At 59.8% G+C, this 20200-nt stretch carries 15 protein-coding genes and 1 tRNA gene; 8 read left to right on the top strand and 8 right to left on the bottom strand.

Features of this window, described 5'->3' with window-relative positions:
• Positions 1-112: 112 nt before the first annotated feature.
• Both HB376_RS09555 and HB376_RS09550 read right to left on the bottom strand, forming a co-directional pair.
• The gene (locus HB376_RS09555; RefSeq protein ID WP_213763389.1) at positions 113-484 is read right to left on the bottom strand and encodes a nuclear transport factor 2 family protein; all 372 of its coding nucleotides are present in this window, start codon (positions 482-484) and stop codon (positions 113-115) included.
• Positions 485-759: 275 nt separating this feature from the next.
• Positions 760-844: transfer RNA gene (locus HB376_RS09550), tRNA-Leu, on the bottom strand.
• 270 nt (positions 845-1114) lie between these two features.
• On the opposite strand from HB376_RS09550, the gene HB376_RS40885 reads away from it, so the two are divergent.
• From HB376_RS40885 to HB376_RS09540, 3 genes are all read left to right on the top strand, one after another.
• A complete protein-coding gene (locus tag HB376_RS40885) occupies positions 1115-1237 on the top strand; it encodes a hypothetical protein (protein WP_255631252.1) in 123 nt (40 codons plus the stop codon).
• A gap of 185 nt (positions 1238-1422) precedes the next feature.
• Complete coding sequence (locus HB376_RS09545; protein WP_213763387.1) at positions 1423-2004, top strand: TMEM175 family protein; 582 nt, start codon at positions 1423-1425, stop codon at positions 2002-2004.
• A 74-nt stretch (positions 2005-2078) separates the two neighbouring features.
• A complete protein-coding gene (locus HB376_RS09540; RefSeq protein ID WP_213763385.1) occupies positions 2079-2543 on the top strand; it encodes a metallophosphoesterase family protein in 465 nt (154 codons plus the stop codon).
• A gap of 138 nt (positions 2544-2681) precedes the next feature.
• Here HB376_RS09540 and proP read toward each other — a convergent pair whose 3' ends face one another.
• The 3 genes from proP to argA form a co-directional block, all read right to left on the bottom strand.
• Positions 2682-4148 carry a glycine betaine/L-proline transporter ProP gene (proP, locus tag HB376_RS09535; RefSeq protein ID WP_213763383.1) on the bottom strand — a complete coding sequence of 489 codons (1467 nt, stop codon included), beginning with the start codon at positions 4146-4148 and terminating at the stop codon, positions 2682-2684.
• A gap of 607 nt (positions 4149-4755) precedes the next feature.
• Positions 4756-5031: an oxidative damage protection protein gene (locus tag HB376_RS09530; protein WP_165088370.1), complete on the bottom strand. Its 276-nt coding sequence runs from the start codon at positions 5029-5031 to the stop codon at positions 4756-4758.
• 101 nt (positions 5032-5132) lie between these two features.
• Positions 5133-6503 carry an amino-acid N-acetyltransferase gene (argA, locus tag HB376_RS09525; protein WP_213763381.1) on the bottom strand — a complete coding sequence of 457 codons (1371 nt, stop codon included), beginning with the start codon at positions 6501-6503 and terminating at the stop codon, positions 5133-5135.
• Between the two features lie 79 nt (positions 6504-6582).
• On the opposite strand from argA, the gene hrpA reads away from it, so the two are divergent.
• The gene (hrpA, locus tag HB376_RS09520) at positions 6583-11907 is read left to right on the top strand and encodes an ATP-dependent RNA helicase HrpA (RefSeq protein ID WP_255631251.1); all 5325 of its coding nucleotides are present in this window, start codon (positions 6583-6585) and stop codon (positions 11905-11907) included.
• A gap of 89 nt (positions 11908-11996) precedes the next feature.
• Here the strand turns inward: hrpA and bamE are convergent, their stop codons facing one another.
• Together bamE and HB376_RS09510 are read right to left on the bottom strand one after the other, a co-directional pair.
• Positions 11997-12614, bottom strand: coding sequence for an outer membrane protein assembly factor BamE (bamE, locus tag HB376_RS09515; RefSeq protein ID WP_213763380.1), 618 nt, complete (start codon positions 12612-12614; stop codon positions 11997-11999).
• Positions 12615-12635: 21 nt separating this feature from the next.
• Positions 12636-15125 (bottom strand): YadA-like family protein, encoded by a 2490-nt coding sequence (locus HB376_RS09510; RefSeq protein WP_213763378.1) that lies wholly within the window; start codon positions 15123-15125, stop codon positions 12636-12638.
• Between the two features lie 503 nt (positions 15126-15628).
• On the opposite strand from HB376_RS09510, the gene HB376_RS09505 reads away from it, so the two are divergent.
• From HB376_RS09505 to HB376_RS09490, 4 genes are all read left to right on the top strand, one after another.
• A complete protein-coding gene (locus HB376_RS09505) occupies positions 15629-16639 on the top strand; it encodes a beta-propeller fold lactonase family protein (protein ID WP_213763376.1) in 1011 nt (336 codons plus the stop codon).
• Positions 16640-16721: 82 nt separating this feature from the next.
• Entirely contained in the window at positions 16722-17747 is a 1026-nt protein-coding gene (locus HB376_RS09500) for a sterol desaturase family protein (RefSeq protein ID WP_213763374.1), read from the top strand.
• A gap of 212 nt (positions 17748-17959) precedes the next feature.
• Entirely contained in the window at positions 17960-18817 is an 858-nt protein-coding gene (locus HB376_RS09495; protein WP_213763372.1) for an EI24 domain-containing protein, read from the top strand.
• A gap of 22 nt (positions 18818-18839) precedes the next feature.
• Entirely contained in the window at positions 18840-19652 is an 813-nt protein-coding gene (locus HB376_RS09490) for a molybdopterin-binding protein (protein ID WP_213763365.1), read from the top strand.
• Positions 19653-19685: 33 nt separating this feature from the next.
• Here HB376_RS09490 and HB376_RS09485 read toward each other — a convergent pair whose 3' ends face one another.
• Positions 19686-20150, bottom strand: coding sequence for a rhodanese-like domain-containing protein (locus HB376_RS09485; protein ID WP_213763363.1), 465 nt, complete (start codon positions 20148-20150; stop codon positions 19686-19688).
• Between the last annotated feature and the right edge of the window lie 50 nt (positions 20151-20200).

The raw sequence follows: 20200 nt of genomic DNA, 5'->3' as shown, positions 1-20200 counted from the left end.
GGCCGCAGCCGCCATGTCCGGCGTTAGCCGGTGACTGAGCCGCTACATGAGCAGGTTTCTACGTTCATTGCCCCGTCGATCTGCCCACATTTTCCGGCCTTGATGAAAAGCCTTACTCCGTGGCTTCGGCGCCCGGTTTCAGCGGGTATTTTTCAGCGAGATCCGCTGGTGTCAGCCACTGGAACGTCTTGAGCTTGTCGTCTTCGAACGTGCATTCGACGGCTGCCTGTACCTGCACCGATGTTGTCTTGATGGGGGTTATGCCCGTCGGCGGAATCTTTTTGGTGTAGCTGCCTTCAACCACCACACGCGTGCCCTGGTAAGAGACGCGGGGTATTTCGTAGCTCAACCTGGGCTGCGAGGCCGGGTAGGTCTCGACCATTCTGGCCTTGCACTCCTGGCCGTTGCGGTAAGGAGTCGTGCAGCCTGCTGTGCAGGTAAGAACGGCAGCAGCGGCCACCGCATAAAAGGTTCGATGTTTCATGATGGCTCGCGCTAGGTAGGACGCGCAGTCTACTTCAGTCGGTTAAGCGAAGACCGGATGACTGGCGGTTTCGGCATCGATAAAACGGGTCTGCCCGGTCTGCCATGCGCGATCGGTGCTTCTCTCGTTTCCTTTCAGCCCAAGCCAAATGAAATCCGGGAAAGTGCGCAACGGTGTTGAACCGCTTCTGTATGAATATACAGTGATCATCGCGTTGATCTTCGCGCGGCAGAAAAACATCCCATTCGTTCAGGGGCGCTCAAGCAATCTGACGCTGGTAGCGGGGACCGGACTTGAACCGGCAAGCCGTTAGGCGGCGGATTTTAAGTCCGCTATGTTTACCAATTTCATCACCCCGCCAAGCGGACGGGATTCTACCATCGGACGGCGGGCGGGCCAATCCAGACAGGCGCTGGCGTCCCACGTCTGCCCGCCTGGCGGGGGGGCACATTCATCATCCCGGCACCTTTCGCCGTATTCCGCGGGATAGAAACCCAAGAATATTCTCTCCGCCCTGCATCCATTCGAAGCCGCGCTCGCGTATTCAGGTACATGAAAATCCGCCGTCGCTGAGTGGCGGGATCAACGAGTCGGGATCAACGGTCGACCCATCGATGTCAGGAGGCGAGTATGAAAGACGTTTCTATCGGCGCATGGCGTGAACGGACGCGTCTGGGACTCGGGCTGGCCATTCTCGCAGTCGGAGCAGGGTTGCAACTGCTGCAATGGCTTCACGCCTGCGTTCCGCGATAATGTCCGAAGATTCCTGGTGATTGGATGTGCTGCATTGCGTCGATACACCACGACGTTCTTTCTCTCGTTCGCGCTAAATCGACAACGCCAGGCTGCTCGCGCATAATTTGCTGCGCGGCCGGGTTGGGGCCGTAAACCCCAGCGTTAAAACGACGAAAAACGAAAAAGCACGAGAAAGGACGAGGATGGGCACGAATCGGATTGAGGCATTCAGCGATGGCGTGATCGCCATCATCATTACGATCATGGTGCTGGAACTCAAGGTGCCGCACGGCGCCGATCTGGCGTCACTCAGCGCGCTGGGTCCCGTGTTTTGCGCCTACGTGCTGAGCTTCGTGTATGTCGGCATCTATTGGAACAACCACCATCACCTGATGCATGCAGCCAAGCGCGTCAACGGCAGCGTGCTGTGGGCGAACCTCCATGTGCTGTTCTGGCTGTCGCTGTTCCCGTTCACCACCAACTGGATGGGCGAGAACCACCTGGCGTCATGGCCCACCGCGCTTTACGGCTTCGATCTCTTCATGACGGCGCTCGCGTGGTACATCCTCACGCGCGCGCTGATCAGCCTGCACGGCGCCAACTCCATGCTGGAGCGCGCAATCGGTGCGGATCGCAAGGGGAAGATTTCAGTGGTGCTGTATCTCGTCGCGATTGCCGCCTCGTTTTGGGAGCCGTGGGTTGCCGCGGCCTTATACGCGATCGTTGCGGTCGTATGGCTCGTCCCCGACCGGCGCGTGGAGAAAGTCCTGCTGACGGAAGAGTAACGGCCTGCGGCATGGTGATTTCATCGGCATGAACAGTGCTACGCTCGTTGCTTAGAGTCCTGCGAGCGAAGCCCATGTCATCTGTCATCCGCATCGGCATCATCTCCGATACCCACAACCTCGTGCGCCCCGAGGCGCTCGATGTGTTGCGCGGCTGCGAGCACATCATTCACGCCGGCGATATCTGCCATCCCGCTGTACTCGATACGCTCAACGAACTCGCGCCCGTCACCGCGGTCCGCGGCAATAACGACTCGGGCGTGCGGATCGACGACTTGCCGGAAGCGCTGACGTTTGATATCGGCGGTACGGCGATTCATCTTGTCCACGACATAGCGGACGTTCCGAAGCAACTTGCCGGTATCGACGTGGTTGTGACCGGCCATTCGCACAAGCCTTTGATCGAACGCCGCGGCGCGACGCTGTTCGTCAATCCGGGAAGCGCCGGGCCGCGTCGATTCAAATTGCCGGTGACGCTTGGGATCATGTTGATCGATAAGGGCGAGGTGCAGGTGGAAATCGTGCGGCTGGTTGAGTGAATGGCGGGCAGGCGCCGGCTTCGCTTGAGCGACCAGGCAAAGAGGCCATCCAACGTTAGGTGGATGGCCTCTTTGCTTAACTTCGTTTAACAGCGGAACGACTGGCGAACAACCGCTCATCGATCAGCTTGATGACGGTTATGCGCGCGCCGTCGCTTCCGGCATCCGGTCATCCATTTCAGCGGCTTGCCGCACGCCGCGCAACACGGCATGCGCTTCCGAGCGCGAGCCCACACACGGCGGCGAACCCTTCAGCGGTTGCCTGGCCGTCTCATGCAGCGCGAGCACCGAGACGATTCCGATCACCGATGCCCCCATCAGGTAATACGCCGGCATCATCAGATTTCCCGTCGATGAAACCAGCCACGCGGTGACCAGCGGCGTCGTGCCGCCGAACAGCGAAACCGATACGTTGAAGCCGATCGCCAGCGCGCCGTAGCGGATCTTGGTGGGGAAGAGCGCGGGTAACGCGGACGGCATGGCCCCGGTGAAACACGAGAGCAACACGCCGAGAATCAGCATGCCGCTGAAAATCGGCAGCATGGTGCCCATGCGGATCAGCGTCAGCGCGGGTATCGACAACAGCAGCAACCCGACGCATCCAAACAGCATCACCGGCTTGCGCCCGACCTTGTCCGACAGATGACCGGCGGCAAGCGTCATCGGCATCATCAGCACCATCACGATCAGCACAATGAAAAGCCCGTGCGTTTCGTTGAATTTCAGCGTCGCGGACAGATAACTCGGCAGATAAGACAGCGCCATGTAATCGGTCACGTTGAAGATGAGCACCAGCCCGACGCATTGCAGCATCGGCCTCCACTGCTTGACCAACATGTCGCGGAATTGCTCTTTGGGCGTGCTGTGCGCTTCGCTTTCGCGCTTGTCGGCTTCGCGTTGAAAGGCAGGCGTTTCTTCAAGCTTCAGCCGGATATACAAGCCGATTAACCCCATTGGTCCTGCGATCAGAAACGGAATGCGCCATCCCCAGGAGAGCAGCGACTGCTCGGACATCGTTGCCGTCAGCACCGCCACACATCCCGCGCCCAACACATACCCGACGAGCGTACCGAACTCAAGAAAACTGCCCATGAACCCGCGTTTCTTGTCCGTCGCGAATTCCGCGATGAACGTCGCCGCGCCGCCATACTCTCCGCCCGTGGAAAAGCCCTGAACCAAACGCGCGGCAAGCAGCAGGATCGGCGCAAAAATGCCGATGCTTCCATACGCCGGAATCAAGCCGATACAAAACGTGCCGACCGCCATCATGATCATGGTCATCGCGAGCACGCGCTTGCGGCCGATGCGATCTCCCAACGGCCCGAACACCATGCCACCGAGCGGGCGCACGAGAAACGCCGCGGCGAACGTCCCGAACGTGGCGATCAGTTGCGCCCCCGGATTGGCCGACGGGAAGAACACTTTGCCGAGCGTCACCGCGATATAGCTGTAGACGCCGAAATCGAACCATTCCATTGCATTGCCGATCGCCATCGCGCCGACTGCGCGCTTGAGCAGCGATTTATCGACGATGGTGATGTCGTCAAACGACAGGTCTTTTTGGGGTTGGGGTTGTCGCCCGCGGCTGTCGTTCGGTATTGCCATGAAGAGAAGCTCCAGGTTGTTGCCGGTCCGCCCGAGGGGCGGTTCGGCGTGCGCCTAAGCGCACGTTGCCAGGAAAGTGCAGTTTCGCGACGAGGCGAGTTTCAGTGCGTGCACTGAAAGCGGCTGCGCGCCCGCTGAACGCATAAGCGATGCGCTGACGGTGCGATGGACAATGCCGATGCCTCGCGCCGATGTCGCGAAATGGCACTTTGTGGGTAGCACGGGTTTGCGTGCACGGGTACTACGGGGATAGATGGCTGGACACAGCTAAATTGAGCAACGGAGGCGCTTGGTGCGCTGGTGTTCAGTTGCTTGCCGTGTCACGGATTGGGAAGGCTTGAGAACAACGTGTCCACGGGCAAATCCAGACCCGAGGAAGCCTCCACAACCACTCACCGATATCTCGAATTAGCGCTTGAACGAATGCTTCAGGCGCGTCATTACTAAGAAATAGACTTTGAATTGCAGTTGGAAAGAAGGAGATGATAGCACGATGCAAGACGATCCGCAAACTGGCCTTCTGAAAGGGCTGCTCGCGCGAGTCTCTAAAAAGAAAAAGCCGGCCTCGAAAGACCGGCTTTTTATCGCCAGAAAAGGACTTGCCTGATCAGCTTTGCGTCGGCGGCACGTAGCCTTGGGCGGTGTCGGCGCCTTCACCGAAAAAGTACTTTTCCGTCTGCTTCAGCAGGTACTGGCGTGCGCGCGGATCAGCCATGTTCAGGCGGTTTTCGTTGATCAGCATGGTTTGCTGCTTGAGCCAGCCTTGCCATGCTTCCTTCGAAATCGTTTCATAGATCCGCTTGCCGAGTTCTCCCGGCAGGGGTGGGAAGTCGAGTCCTTCGGCTTCCTTGCCGAGTTTCGCGCATTGAATCGTTCGGGCCATCTGTATTTCTCCTGTAGCGGGGTAGCTGGGCGCTTCGCGTCGGGCGGCGCATGGGTGCGCTTGCAACCGGACGAACACGCCTCGAAATAACTCGAAATAAATTAGAGCTGCTTCATCAACACAAGCGATTTACGTTGCCAGTTGTACAGCCGGCGGCGGTCCTCGGGAAGATCGTCGACCGTCACCTTGACGAAGCCGCGTTTGAGAAACCAGTGCTCGGTGCGCGTGGTCAGCACGAAAATATGCGTGAGGCCACGAGCGCGCGCACGTTGCTCGACGCGCTTCAACAAGCGTTCGCCATCGCCGGAACCTTGCGCTTCGGGCGAGACCGTCAGGCAGGCCATTTCGCCGATACGTTCCTGCGTGTACGGATAAAGCGCCACGCAGCCGAACAGCACGCCATCGTGCTCGATCACCGAGAAATGGTCGATATCGCGTTCAATCTGATGCCGGCCGCGCCGTACGAGCGTGCCGTCCATTTCCAGCGGTTCGATCAGCGTCAGGATCCCGCCGACGTCATCCGGCGTGGCTTCTCGCAGGCTTTCGAGATTCTCGTACGAGATCATCGTGCCCACGCCGTCATGCAGGAACAGCTCGAGCAGGATGCTGCCGTCGAGCGCGTAGGGGATGATGTGCGCCCGCGCCACGCCGCCGCGGCAAGCGCGAATGGTGTGCTTCAAATAGAACGCGGCGTCACCTTGCAACTCACCGCTTTCGTGCAGCCGGTACGCGTCGTCCAACGACATTTCGCGCACGAGTTCGCCGTTTTCATCGACGAGACCGGGGGTTTCGGTGAGAAAAATGATCTTGTCGGCGCGTAACGCGATAGCTGCCGCCGACGCCACATCTTCCATCGACAAATTAAACGCTTCGCCCGTCGGCGAAAAACCGAGCGGGGAGAGCAGCACAAGTTTGCTGCTGGTGAGCGAGTGGCGAATGGAATCGCCGTCGATCTTGCGCACCACGCCCGTGTGCTGAAAATCGACGCCGTCGAGAATGCCGACCGGCCGCGCTGTTACAAAATTGCCCGATACCACGCTGATGTGCGCATGCGCCATCGGCGTGTTCGGCAAGCCCTGGCTGATTGCCGCTTCGATATCCAGGCGCACTTCCCCAGCGGCTTCTTTCGCGGATTCGAGCGCGCGGGCGTCGGTGATCCGTAAGCCGTGTGAAAACTCCGACTCCACGCCGTGCAGGTTCAATTGTTCTTCCACCTGGGGCCGCGAACCGTGCACGAGCACGACGTGAATGCCCATGGCGTGTAACAGGCCGACGTCCTGAACGAGTGCGTTCAGACGTCCTTCCTGCACCAGTTCGCCGCCGAACGCGACCACGAAGGTCTTGTTTCGGAACGCGTGAATATAGGGCGCGACGGAGCGCATCCATTCCACGAACTGGCCGTGTTGATCAGGCGCTTCGGGCTCGGTCGTAACCGGCGGAGGCGCGGCGGGGAGGTCGGTTTGAGAATTCATGCCGGGATTATAATGCCGTGCTATGCCGAATGTTTCCAAACGTCCCGCCGATGCGGACAAGCTTGACCCCCAGGAGCAGTTGAAAAAGCTGCGTGAAGCGCTGCTGCGCGATGCAGCGGCGCGCGAAAGCGATGGCGAAGATGACGCCGGAGGCGGTACCGGGACCGCCGCGAATAGCAAGAAGGACGCGGCTGCGCGGCGATTTTCCGGGGTGTCGGGAGCGGGTTCGACGGGCGGCTCCGCCAAGGGCTCGGCCGTTGGTCAACAGGCGTCGAAAAAAAGCGTTCAGAAAGGGGCGGGAGTTTCTTCTGCTTCGCGCGATGAATCGAAGGGTTCGTCCGGTGGCGCTTCTTCTTTGTCTTCCTCGTCTTCGCGACAAGGTTCGCCGCGAAAGGATGAGCGCGGCGGTGCGGTTTCGCTGTCGTCGCTGTCCGCGCTAGCTTCGTTGTCTTTGTCGTCAGGCAAGGTGAGCGGTCCTGGTTCGCAGGCTCCGGTTGCCGAGCCTGAGCGGCGTCGTGAAAGCGCAAGTGTGCGCGTCGGCAGCGAGGAACGCGCCCTGGCGATAAAACGAACCGAAGCGCCGAAAACACCCTCGACGCCAATAGCGCCACATGACGAACGCGTGTTCGCTAACAGTCCGGGAAATCGGAGCGCTGGAAGCGTTGGCGCCAGCGTTGCGTCAACGGGCGTTTCCAACGTGCCGCGCAGCGAGCGCGTTTCCCGAGTTGGGCCAGGGCAGCCAGGCAAGCAAGCCACTGTCATGCCGCCGCGACGCGAACCTGAAACGAAGGCGCAAACCGCAGCCGCCAGCGGTTCGACAAAAAACCAGAGCGAGCGGTCAGCTTCCGATACGCGCCCGGAACGCGATTCGCGGAAAGCTCACGTTAGTCAGCCAGCCGATGCGTCGATACAACAACGCGTCGCGAGCGAGCCGTCTGCGCAAGACTCAAATATTCGACGTACGCAGGAATCGCGCATCGTTGAACGCACCGATACCGTGCAACCACCGGTCAGTTCCGAGGGGCACGCAGCGAACAGGCAACGTGATCAGAAACCAGGCAAGGAGCGCGGGAATACAGGCGGCCCGTCGACGGCGTCTGAGGCGAGATCGGACAGGGGGGCATCGTCCGGACTGCCGGTGGATAAACAGCGGGCACATGGGCCTGAGCGCACAGCGGCAGAGGGCGCGCCGCAGCGCCCGGCCATACAACCCCGCCGATCGGATGCACAAACGCGGAGCCGTGCGGAGCCGGGCGCGAACAACGCTCGGCAGCAGAACGACGGACGCACATCGGAAAACGCGCAACAGGGCGCCCGGTCAGAAAGCGGCGCTGCACAACCGGTGGTTCGTTCGCCATCTGCCGCCGCACGCCCCGTCGCTCGTTCGCAGCATGACGCCGCCGCGCAACCCGCCGCTCGACATCAACCTGATGACGCGCTCGGGCGAGCCGTTCGTCCGCAACCTGACTCATCACGCCCCAACCCACGCCCTCAGCATCGCGATACCCCGCGTCCGCGCCGCGTAGTCGAACCGAACCCCATCCCGCCGATCCGTTTCCCCGAAACGCTACCGGTATCCGCCCGGCGTGACGAAATTGCCGCCGCGATCCAGGCGAACCAGGTGGTGATTGTCAGCGGCGAAACGGGCTCCGGAAAAACAACGCAGCTACCCAAAATCTGCCTTGCGCTCGGACGCGGCCTCGGCGCAGGCGGCACGGGGCTGATCGGCCATACCCAACCGCGGCGAATTGCGGCGTCAGCGACGGGACGGCGGATCGCTGAAGAACTCGGCACGCCGTTCGGCGAGGTGGTTGGCTACAAGGTTCGGTTCACGGACAACCTGTCGCCCGGTGCATCGGTGAAACTGATGACGGACGGCATTCTGCTCGCCGAGACGCAGACCGATCCGCTGCTCGCCGCGTACGACACGATCATCATCGACGAGGCGCACGAGCGCAGCCTGAACATCGATTTCCTGCTCGGCTATCTGCGCGAAATCCTGCCGCGCCGGCCGGATCTGAAGGTGATCGTGACATCGGCGACGATCGATGCCGACCGCTTCGCCCGTCATTTCGGCAGCGATGAAAAACCCGCGCCGGTGATCGAGGTGAGCGGGCGGCTGTATCCGGTTGAGGTGCGATATCGACCGGTGGAGGAGGAGAGCGCGGCGGTGAAGTCGGCACAAGGTCCGACGCCGGGCACGCAGCCGAAAGACCGTCCGGATCGTCCAAAGACTCAACGTGAAAATGATCGCGACCTCATGGAAGCGATCGTTGATGCTGTCGATGAACTCTGCCGCGAAGGCCCCGGCGATGTCCTTGTTTTTCTCCCCGGCGAGCGCGAAATCCGCGACGCCGCTGAAGCGTTGCGCAAGCACCATCCGCCGCACACGGAAATCCTGCCATTGTTCGCGCGCCTTTCCGCCGCCGAGCAGGAGCGCGTATTCCGCACGTCGAACACGCGCCGGATCGTGCTGGCGACGAACGTCGCGGAGACGTCCTTGACGGTGCCGGGGATTCGCTACGTTGTCGATACCGGGCTTGCCCGCGTGAAGCGCTATTCGTATCGGAACAAGGTCGAGCAGTTGCAGATCGAACCGATTTCGCAGAGTTCGGCGAACCAGCGCGCGGGGCGGTGCGGGCGGGTCGCGGACGGCGTGTGCATTCGTCTCTACGAAGAAGACGATTACAACCTTCGCGTGCGGTTCACCGATCCGGAAATCCTGCGCTCATCGCTCGCCGCGGTGATCTTGCGGATGAAATCGCTGCATCTGACGGCCATCGAAACGTTTCCGTTTCTCGAACCGCCGCCGGGCCGTGCAATCGCCGATGGTTATCAACTGCTGAACGAACTTGGCGCAGTCGATGACGACAACGCGCTCACGCCGCTCGGCCGCGAACTGGCGCGTTTGCCGCTCGATCCGCGCGTCGGCCGGATGATTCTTGCCGCGCGTGACCATCAGTCGTTGCGCGAAGTGTTGATCATCGCGAGCGCGTTGTCGGTTCAGGATCCGCGCGACAGGCCGATCGAAGCGCAGGAACAAGCGGATCTGGCGCACAAGAAATTCGCCGATGAGCGTTCCGAATTCCTGCAGTGGACGAAAATCTGGGCGTGGTTCGAGGATGCGATCGCGCACAAGAAGTCGAACAAGCAGCTCACCGATGCGTGCCGCGCGAACTTCTTGAATCACGTGCGTCTGCGTGAATGGCGCGATGTGCATTCGCAATTGCTGACCGTCGTGCGCGAACACGGCTGGCGTCTGAACGAATCCGAGGCGACGTTCGAGCAGATTCATCTCGCTTTGCTGACGGGTTTGCTTGGCAACGTGGGCCTGAAGGCCGACGACGAGCCGTATTACCTTGGCGCGCGCGGTATCAAGTTTTATCTGTGGCCTGGTTCAGCGTTGCTGAAGAAGGCGGGGCGCTGGGTTGTAGCAGGCGAACTCGTGGAAACGAGCCGGCTCTACGCGCGATGTATCGCGAAAATCGAGCCCGAATGGCTTGAGCAAGTCGGCGCGCATTTGCTGCGTAAATCGATTTCCGAACCGCATTGGGAAAAGAAAGCCGCGCAAGTTGCAGCGTTCGAACGCGCAACGCTGCATGGCCTTACCGTCTACGCACGTCGGCGCGTGAGTTTTGGCAAACAGGACCCGGAGCGGGCGCGTGAATTGTTTATTCGCGGCGCGCTCGTGGACGGCGAGTTCGAGACCAAGCTGCCGTTTTTCGCGCACAACCGCAAGCTGCTGGCGGATATCGAACAGTTGGAGCACAAGTCGCGTCGGCAGGATGTGCTCGTCGACGACGAATTGATCTTCGGTTTCTACGATTCGCTTGTGCCGAAGGGCATGTACTCCGGCGCGGCTTTCGAGCGCTGGTATCGGGATGAAGAGAAGAAGAATGGCGCGTCGTCACGTCTGCTGTTCCTCTCGCGCGACGACCTGATGCGCCACGAAGCTGCCGGCGTCACGACCGACTTGTTTCCGAAGCGGATGACGATGGCCGGCATCGAAATGACGCTGACGTATCACTTCGAACCGGGTTCTGCCCGCGATGGCGTGACGCTCACCGTGCCGCTGTTCGGACTGAATCAAGTCGATGCCCGCCGTTCCGAGTGGCTTGTTCGCGGCATGCTCAAGGAAAAAGTGCAATTGCTGCTGAAGTCGTTGCCGCAAAAGTTGCGGCGTCACCTTGTGCCCTTGCCGGAGTTTTCAGCCGGCGTGGTCGAGCGGCACAGTGGCAAGACATTCGGCGCGGGCGGTTTGCTCGAAGCCTTGATCGCGGATATTCGCGAGCAAACGCAGATCGCGATGAAACCCTCGGACTTCAAGCTCGAGTCGCTGCCCGCCCATTTGTTCATGAACTTCAAGGTCATCGACGAACACGGTCGCCAACTTGCCATGGGCCGAAACCTTGCCCAACTCCGATCGGAACTGGGTGGCCAGGCGCAGCAGCATTTCCAGAAGCTGGCAGCGGGCGCGACGTTGGACGGTAGCAACGACACGGCGGCGCCTGTCACCCGAACGGCTTCCGCATCCGATTCGTCGAGTACCGCGTTGTATGAAAACCTGACTACCTGGGACTTTGGCAAGCTGCCCGAGTTGCTTGAAATTCGCCGGCGCGGTCAGACGCTCTTCGGTTATCCGGCGCTTGTCGATCGGGGAACGCATTGCGACGTTGAGGTCTTCGATTCACCGGAAGAAGCGGCGCGGATTCATCGGGCCGGTTTGCGGCGACTCTTTGCGCTGCAGTTGCGCGAGCCGATCCGGTATCTCGAACGCAATCTTGGTGGATTGCGCGAGATGTCGTTGCATTACATGGCGCTGGGGACGCAGGAGGAATTGGCCGGCCAGATTATTGAAACGGCATTGGATCGTGCATGCCTGCAAGATCCGCTTCCCGATAACGATGCGGATTTCTACGCACGGCGAGATCAGGGCAAAAGCCGGTTGACGCTGCTGGCACAGGAAATCGCGCGGTTGGCCGGGCAGATCCTGGCGGAATACGCGACGATCTCCAAGAAACTGACGCAGGCCAAATCGTTCGGCGCGCCATACTCGGACATGATTGCGCAACTGAGCGCGCTGATCGGCAAGCGTTTTATTATCGATACGCCTTACACGCAGTTGTCGCACTTCCCGCGTTATTTGACTGCGATAGGGTTGCGTATCGACAAGTTGAAAGCGGATGCAGTGCGGGACGCGCGGTTGTCGGCGGAGATTGCGCCGTTGCTGCAAAACTATCCGCGGGCGATTGCTCAACGCGGCGGTGTGGCAGATGCGCGATTGAGTGAATACAGATGGTTGCTGGAAGAACTGCGGGTGTCGCTATTTGCGCAAGAACTTCGAACGCCGATGCCGATTTCGGTCAAGCGCTTGTACAAAGTGTGGGAATCGATGCAACGATAACGCCCGTAGGGGACGCACGTAAGGGCCGCACGTAAAAAAGCGCGAGACTCGGCGGATAGCCGGCTCGCGCTTTACACGTTCTACAACGACTACTTCGTCGTTTCGCCCGAAGACTGGATGACTTCGAGACTCAGGGGCGCAGCTGTCAGAACGCTGGACTCAGTGCTTACCTCACCGCTAGCCTGCGTGCTGACAGGCGTCATCACATACTTCTGCCATTTACCATCGGCCAACGTCTCTACGCTATCACCACACTTGCGATAGAAATTGCGCGCTTCGTCACGTGACGTGAACACCGCTTTCAACTGACACACCATTTGCGGCGCACCAGCGTCGTTCGTGACGTTCAAAACATAATCCCATTCGCGGACGCCGAAAAATCCTTCCTGGAATTGCGGACGGCCCAGAAGTGCTGCAATCTGGTTTTTGTTCATACCGGGCTTGAGCTTGCGCAGGGCTTCGGTCAACGGGTAGCTGCCGCCGAGGGTCGATGCCGAGTCGGCTGCCGGAAATACCAGTTGGTCCTGGCTGCCGTCGCTGGAAAGCTTGCTACCCGTACCGCAGCCCGACAACAAAAGCGCCACGACGAGCGAGGCGGCGAAAGGAAGTGCACGCGATGGTTTGCGGAAGGTGAAGTTCATCTCTTGATCGGATCCGTTGTTTTCATTAACTCGATGTCGCGGGCCTTTACAGCTTGCCCGCGACACTACCTCTGTGACTGCGCTGGCTTACCAGTGCATGCCGGCGCCGACTGAAACGCCGAACTGACCGCGCGTGCTCGTCGTGCCGCTTACCTTGTAGGCCCAGATGCCGTTATCGGAAAGTTGCGAAATGCCGATAGCAACAGCCGATTGGCCGCCGTACGTGCCGCCGCCCAAGGCCACCATGCCGCGGCCTGGCAATACCGCTTGCGGCAAACCTGCGACCGCGAGTGCCGATGCCGTGCCGGCGTAGGCGTCGCGACGCGCGCCTTCCGTTTTTGAGTCGGTGTAGTCGTTCGCTTGCTTCAACGTGCTGCCGGCGCTTTGATTCAACTGGTTCACGTTGACCGCGTCGGTGCCTTGCGTGCCGGGCGCGACGTTCGTGATCTGACGTTCGCTGCCTGCCGCCCCAACCGACACCGTGTCTGCGCGATCAGCGACCGAGTTCTGGCCGAGCGCGACTGAATTGGTCGCAGTTGCTTGAGCGCCGTTACCCATGGCAACACCGCCGGTGCCGGACGCCGCCGAATTTTGGCCGAGCGCCACGGAACTGTCGGCGGAAGCTTGGGCGCCGTTGCCCAAGGCAACCGAACCCGCGCCACTTGCCAGTGCGTTTTGGCCGACTGCCGTAGCGTTGTCGGCTGTAGCCTGAGCGCCATTGCCCATTGCAACCGAGCCGGCGCCCGTCGCCAATGCCTGCGCGCCTACCGCAACCGCCTTCGTGCCGGTGGCGGATGCAGCCTCCGTATCGCGATCGCCATCTGCGCTGAACAAGGGATCGTTGGCGTCGATAACGGCGTTATTCACCGCATTGGTGACTGCGGTATTCACCGCGTTGGTGACGGCATCGCCGACCGACGCGTTGACCTGACCGATTGCATCGTTAAGCTGACCAACGTTCACCGCGTCGGTTGTATCCACGCCAGCCGCGACGTTATGAAATACCGTTCCGCTAGTGCCTTCGAGCGTCACGCTGTCGTGATTCACCGAGCCGTCGGCATTGCGGTCGTATTTGACCGCGCCGTCGGAGGCTGCGGTTGCCGTTGCAACGGCTGCTGCGGCCTGGTCGCTAACCGCCTTCAACTGTTCAACGTTGACCGCGTCTGTGTCCAGCGCGCCGGCTGAAACGCCGCTGATCGTGCGGTTACCCACGTTCACTTCGCCCGCTGATGTCTGCGGTGCCGTCAGGCCGTAAGCGGTATAGCCGGTCTGTGCACCGGTGGTCGTTGCCGATCCCGCGCCGAGAGCCACGCTATTCTCATTGTTCGCGATCGCGTTGTTGCCGATAGCGATGGAGTTTGCGAATGCAGCGTTGGCTTGCGCGCCAAAGGCGATGCTGCTTGTACCCGCTGCGACTGCGCTATGACCCACCGCGATGGAGTCGACTCCGGAAGCCTGTGCGGTGTCGCCAATGGCTGTGGCGGCGAGTCCGGACGCCGTTGAATTGACGCCTACCGCGATGGCTTGCTTTTCGATCGCGTTGGCCTGATAGCCGACTGCCACTGCGTTATCTGACGCAAACGTCCCTGCGCCGGCGGCGACTGAGTTGTCGCCGGCAGCAATAGCATAGCTACCTGCCGCGAGGGCGTTCGACCCACGCGCTTCTGCGTACATGCCGATGGCATTCGACTGTAAGCCAGAAGCGGTAGCTGAATTTCCGATTGCGGTCGAACTCGTATTTGTAGCTTGGGCGTTCGAACCAACGGTAGTGGCGTTATCACCGGAAGCGGTCGCTGACATGCCGAACGCACTCGATGCGGTTCCGGATGCCGTCGCGTTTGCACCCAGCGCAACCGCACTGGCTGCTGCCGAGGCAGAACCAGTACCAATAGCGACAGAATCAGCGGCCTGTGCGTTTGCACCTGTGCCGAAAGCAATGGCGTTACTTCCTTGCGCTTGTGAGGATGCGCCGATGGCATTCGAACCGTCACCCGCCGCAACAGCGTTTGCGCCAATACCGGTCGACTGTGCGCCGGACGCCGATGCCGTGTCACCCAGCGCCATTGCGCTGTTTCCAGTGGCGATAGATGCCGTGCCAAATGCGGCGGATCTTGCGCCATCTGCTTCCGCCAATGCGCCTACTGCGGTACTGCTCTCGCCAGTCGCCCAACTTCCTCCGCCCAACGCTGTGGATGCTGTTCCGGACGCATTTGCGCCGGAGCCGTATGCACTGGCCCCGATCCCGCTGGCGGAAGCGGAGAAGCCCGTGGCGACCGCGTTGCTGCCTGTCGCGTTTGTGTTGGTGCCAATGGCGACGGCATTGATGCCCGAAGCGCGATTGGCGCTCGCGGCGGCGTTGGGCCCAACGTAGATGGCATTGGTACCCGTTCCTGCTGCCGCCCAATCGTCAGCATGAGCGCCAGAGGACATAACAAGGCCGCCAATGCCGATCATTGCCGCTTGCAGCATTGCAAGCTTGCGTGCCGAAGACCGCTTGGTCTTCGATCTGGATGTCTCGGACGCCGCGACCCAGGTACCTGATGACTCGTTCCACACTGCTTTAAAGATTCTATTCATGAAAGAAGGATGTCTAACAATTTGACAAATACATGTCGGGTTGATCGATGGATTTAATCGCGCGAGTACCTGCCTGCTGAAACAGGGAGGAATCTGGACGCGACCGTTCCTCGGAACGAGGATCTCCCGCCTCGTGAGTTCTGGCCCGCTCGGGCGTCGGACAGCCTTCCTGCATTGCTACGTTCGGACTCAGAAGGTCGGGATCATCGCGGTTATCGTGTTTTCGAAATACACGATCTTTCCTAAAATGAGAGCGATTAAGAAAAGATAGTTTGGATTGCAAACTAAATTAAAAATGCGTCATTTTTTGTGGCGAATTTTTTGCCCCGATGCGCCTTCTTTCCATGGAATCCCGCACAGGGCGCAGCCTTGGAAATGCATCGGATCGACTTCAGGAGTATTTGCGGCGTCAATGCCGAAAAGTGCCAAAAACCCGTTCTGGATCAACACTCTGCTTGGCGCAAACGTTCTACAATGGCGACTGTTTTTCGACCCGAGTTTTCATGCGCAATTCTCTCCGTACTCGTTTCTCCCGCGCGATTGCTGCCGCTGCTGCATTGATCGCTGCTTTTTCTATTGCCGTGCCGGTTCACGCCAACAACATAATCGTGCTGAATTCCGGCGAGGCCACACTGAGTCTTATCGACGAAGCGACGCATCAGGTCGTGTCGACCATCCCGACCGGCAAGGAACCGCACCACTTGATGGCGACGCCGGACAACGCCTCGCTGATCGTTGCAAACTCGGTCTCGAACAATCTGATGTTCGTCGACCCGAAGACGGGCAAGCTGCAGCGTTGGGTTGAAAACATCGAGGACCCGTATCAGATGGGTTTTTCGCCTGACAAGAGATGGTTCGTGTCCACCGGCTTGCGGCTCGACAGGCTGGATATCTATCGGTACGACGGCGCCAATATGTCCCTCGCGAAGCGCATACCGCTGGCGGTCATGCCCAGCCACATCGCGTTCACGAACGACAGCAAGACGGTGTTGATATCGCTGCAGGTATCCGGCGAAGTAGCAGCAATTGACCTGGCAACGCAAACCGTGAAATGGAAGATGAAGGTCGGCCCGGTGCCTGCCGGCCTCTGGATGACACCGAACGACAAATATCTGCTGGTCGGCATGACCGGCGCGGACTATGTGGCTGTGGTCGACTGGCGTACCCAGAAAATCATTAAAACGATCAAGACGGGCAATGGCGCGCACAACTTCCGCTCGCTGGCGGACGGTAAGCATGTCGTGGTGTCGAATCGGGTCGCGAGCACGATCAGCATCATCGATCAAGACTCGTTGACGAATGTCGGCGACATCACGGGTTTGTTGCCCGGCCCGGACGATATGGAACTTTCAGCCGATAAACGTTATCTTTGGGTCACATTCCGGTTTGCGAAGAAGGTCGGAATCATCGATCTGACAAACCGTAAGCTTATTCAGACAATCGCCGTGGGGCGCTCGCCGCATGGTATCTACTTTTTCGACCGTGCCCCGGTGACCGGTCCGAATGGTGGCTGAGATCAGCGGTCAAAGAAGCAACTAGATTGAAGGTTGAGGTGCCGCCAAGATAGGGGGCACCTGGTAACAGTGACGGAGCACCATGTTTCATTCCATTTTTTCCCTGTTCGACACGGTCGTCTCGACGGCGCAGACGTGGCTGTACGTCGACGTCGTGCAACCGTTCCTGTTCAAGGTCGGTCTGATGGGTTATGACGAAGACACCTACGACGCGCTCTATTGGGTGATCGTGGGCGTGCTCGAAGTGCTCGCCATGTACGCGATCCTGCGACCGCTTGAGGCCTTGCGGCCTGCCGAGAAGTGGCAGAACAGGAAAGGCGTGCGCGTGGACGCGCTGTATACGTGGATCGTCAAGCTGGGCATCCTGAATCTGTTCTTTTTCTTCACGTTTCAGCCATTCCTTGATGGTTTTCAGAGTTGGCTGCGGCTGCACAACATCGCCAATGTCGAGCTTGACAATCTTTGGCCGGGCGTCACGTCTCAGCCGATCGTCGCGTTCGTTATTTATCTGGTGGTGCTTGATTTCGTCGGTTATTGGTATCACCGGATGGAGCACCGAATCGGCATCTGGTGGGAATTGCACGCGGTGCATCACAGCCAGCAAAAGATGTCGTTGTGGACCGACGACAGGAACCATCTGTTGGACGACGTCATGCAGGCGGGGGTTTTTGCTTGCGTGGCGCTGGTGATCGGCGTGCAACCATCGCAGTTCGTGGTGCTCGTCGCAATCACCAACCTGATGCAAAGCGTCCAGCACGCGAATATCCGGCTGCATTACGGCTGGCTTGGCGAGCGCCTGCTTGTCAGCCCGACGTTCCATCGGCGGCACCATGCAATTGGCTATGGTCACGAAGGCACGACCTACGGATGCAACTTCGGCGTGCTGCTGCCGTGGTGGGACATGATGTTCAGGAGCGTGTCGTGGAATCAGGAGCTCGAGCCGACCGGTATTCGCGACCAACTGGCGGTTGCGGACAAGCCCGGCCGCAATTACGGCGATGGTTTCATCGAGCAGCACTGGCTTGCGTTTAAGCGCATCGGGGAGCGCATCGTGTCGCATCGGGCGACCCGCGCCCCGGGTTCGGATTCGGACGCGGCCGCCGTTTAAGCAGCCATGCGTGATCAAACCCGGTTCAGACTATCCTGTCCGGGCCTATGTGTTTTTGTTTGAACCTACTCAGTTTGTAGCGCCTCAGTCCTCTTCGCCGGCCTCCAGCCGGCGAAGTCGTTTTAACTGGCAGCGTTAGCCAAACGGACGAGCAGCGCGGCATGTGCTCAGTGGTTTATCCTGTCTTCTTTCCCTTTCAGACGACTCTTTGCATGAATGACTTGCTGCGTTCGTTCGTACGCGCGCTCGCGAACGCTTTTCATCCGAGAATGCTGTGGCTGACGTTCATGCCGTTCGCTGTGGCGACCGTTGCATGGGGCGCCGTCCTGTGGTTTTTCTGGCAGACGCTGACGGGCGCCGCGCGTAACTGGCTTGATGGCTGGGCGCTGACGTCCGCAATGTACCGGCTCTTCGATTCGATCGGTTTTTCGTCGTTGCACGCGGTGATTGCGCCGTTTTTCATCGTGATCATGGCGATTCCGTTAATCGTCGTAACCATTTTGTTGCTCATTGCGACGCTTTCCATGCCCGCCGTGATCAAGCTGTTGACGCGGCGTCAGTACGCATCGCTTGAAATGCGGCGGGGGGGCTCGTGGGACGGGAGTCTGGGGCATTCAGTGGTCACAACGGTCGTGTGTCTCGTGCTGCTGGTCGTGACGTTACCGCTGTGGCTGATCCCGCCGTTTTTCGCGATCATTCCGCCCGTGTTGTGGGGCTGGCTGACTTACCGGGTCATGACGTATGACGCTCTCGCGTTGCATGCTAGCGCGGAGGAGCGGCGCGCTATCGTGCGGCGCTCCCGGTGGCCGCTGTTTGGAATTGGCGTGATCAGCGGTCTGCTGGGGTCTTTGCCGACCATGTTGTGGGCGTGGTCGGTCTGGCTGCTGCCATTATTTCCAGTCGTGGCGGCGGCGACTATCTGGATCTATGCGTTCATCCTCGTTTTCTCGGCACTCTGGTTTGCGCACTACTGCTTGCATGCGCTTGAGCGCTTGCGGATAGAAACCGCTGCGGCTGCATCTACGCTGAGCGGTCCCGGAGCACCGCCCGAATTTCGAATTTCCGGCTAATTTTCACGATCAGGGAGCATTCATGGGCTTTGGCATGATCATCATTGGCGATGAGATTTTGTCCGGTCGCAGGACCGACAAGCATCTGCCGAAAGTTATCGAATTGTTGTCGGCGCGCGGGTTGTCGCTCGACTGGGCGGACTATATTGGCGATGACCGCGAACGCATTACCGCTACGCTTAAACGAGCCTTTGCGTCGGGGGATATCGTTTTCTCGACGGGCGGAATTGGCGCGACACCCGACGATCACACGCGGCAGTGCGCTGCCGCTGCACTCGGGGTGCCGCTCGAACTGCATCCGGAAGCGGCCGAACTGATCCGTGCGCGCATCCGGGAAACGGCGGGTGACAAGCCGGTGGATCTCGATCTGCCGGAAAACCTGCATCGGTTGAACATGGGCACGTTCCCGAAGGGCGCGAGCATCATTCCAAACAGCTACAACCGGATTCCCGGCTTTTCAGCGGGGAACATTCATTTCGTGCCCGGTTTCCCCGTCATGGCATGGCCGATGATCGAGTGGGTGCTGGACAACAAATACGCGGACCTGCATCACGCAACGCCTTATGTAGAGCGTTCAGTGCTGGTCTTCGGGTTGCCGGAATCGCGTATTACGCCGCTGATGGAATCAATCGAAAGCGACTTCGCGGGAGTGCGGGTCTTCAGCCTGCCAAGCGTCGGTGACGCCACGCGCGGTGAGGTGTACGGGCGTGCGCACATTGACTTGGGCGTGAAGGGGGAACCGGGTGCAGCGAACGCCGCGTTCACCCGGTTGCGGGAGGGTGTGGCCGAGCTCGGTGGCGAGATAGTGGAGATTGAACCGGGCGCAGTGGCTTAAGCCGCGACGAACTCGACCACTCAACCAGAGGATTTACGCGCCGATCCAGGGTAGGCCGCGAAAGCACCAGCCGGAAACGGTTTTGCGGTGGCCCTGTCCATCCTTGTCGCCCTCGAATCCTTCCAGCAGGTCGAAGGCTTTGGTGAAACCTTCCTTCTGAGCGAGGACCGCCGCCAGTTTTGAGCGCGCAGCGCTACGGCAGAGGAACAGGACGGGCGTGTCGGGCGAGGCCACTTCACGCAACTGATGCATGAACGCCGTGTTCGGGACGGAACCTGGATACTGGATCCATTCAACGTGCGAGTACTGCGCGGTATCAATGGCTGGCCGGCCGACCCAGTCGAGTTCGGCGCGCGTACGTACGTCGATCAGGCGAACAGCGGGGTCGAGTTGCAGAAGCTCGAAAGCTTCGGCGGGCAGAATGGCGCCCGCGTAAGGCAACTGGTTTTGATCGGCGCGAAGTGTGGCCTGGGCGTACAGCTGCTCGAGCGTGCTCATGGACTAGGTCTCCAATCGGACATTTTAATTAGGCATTCTAGCTTGCTGCC

Origin of the sequence: Caballeronia sp. dw_19 (assembly GCF_018449515.1) — a bacterium.
Taxonomy (GTDB): Bacteria; Pseudomonadota; Gammaproteobacteria; order Burkholderiales; family Burkholderiaceae; genus Caballeronia.
The sequence above is the reverse complement of the archived record's forward strand: the minus strand, read 5'-3'. Positions and strand labels throughout refer to the sequence as shown.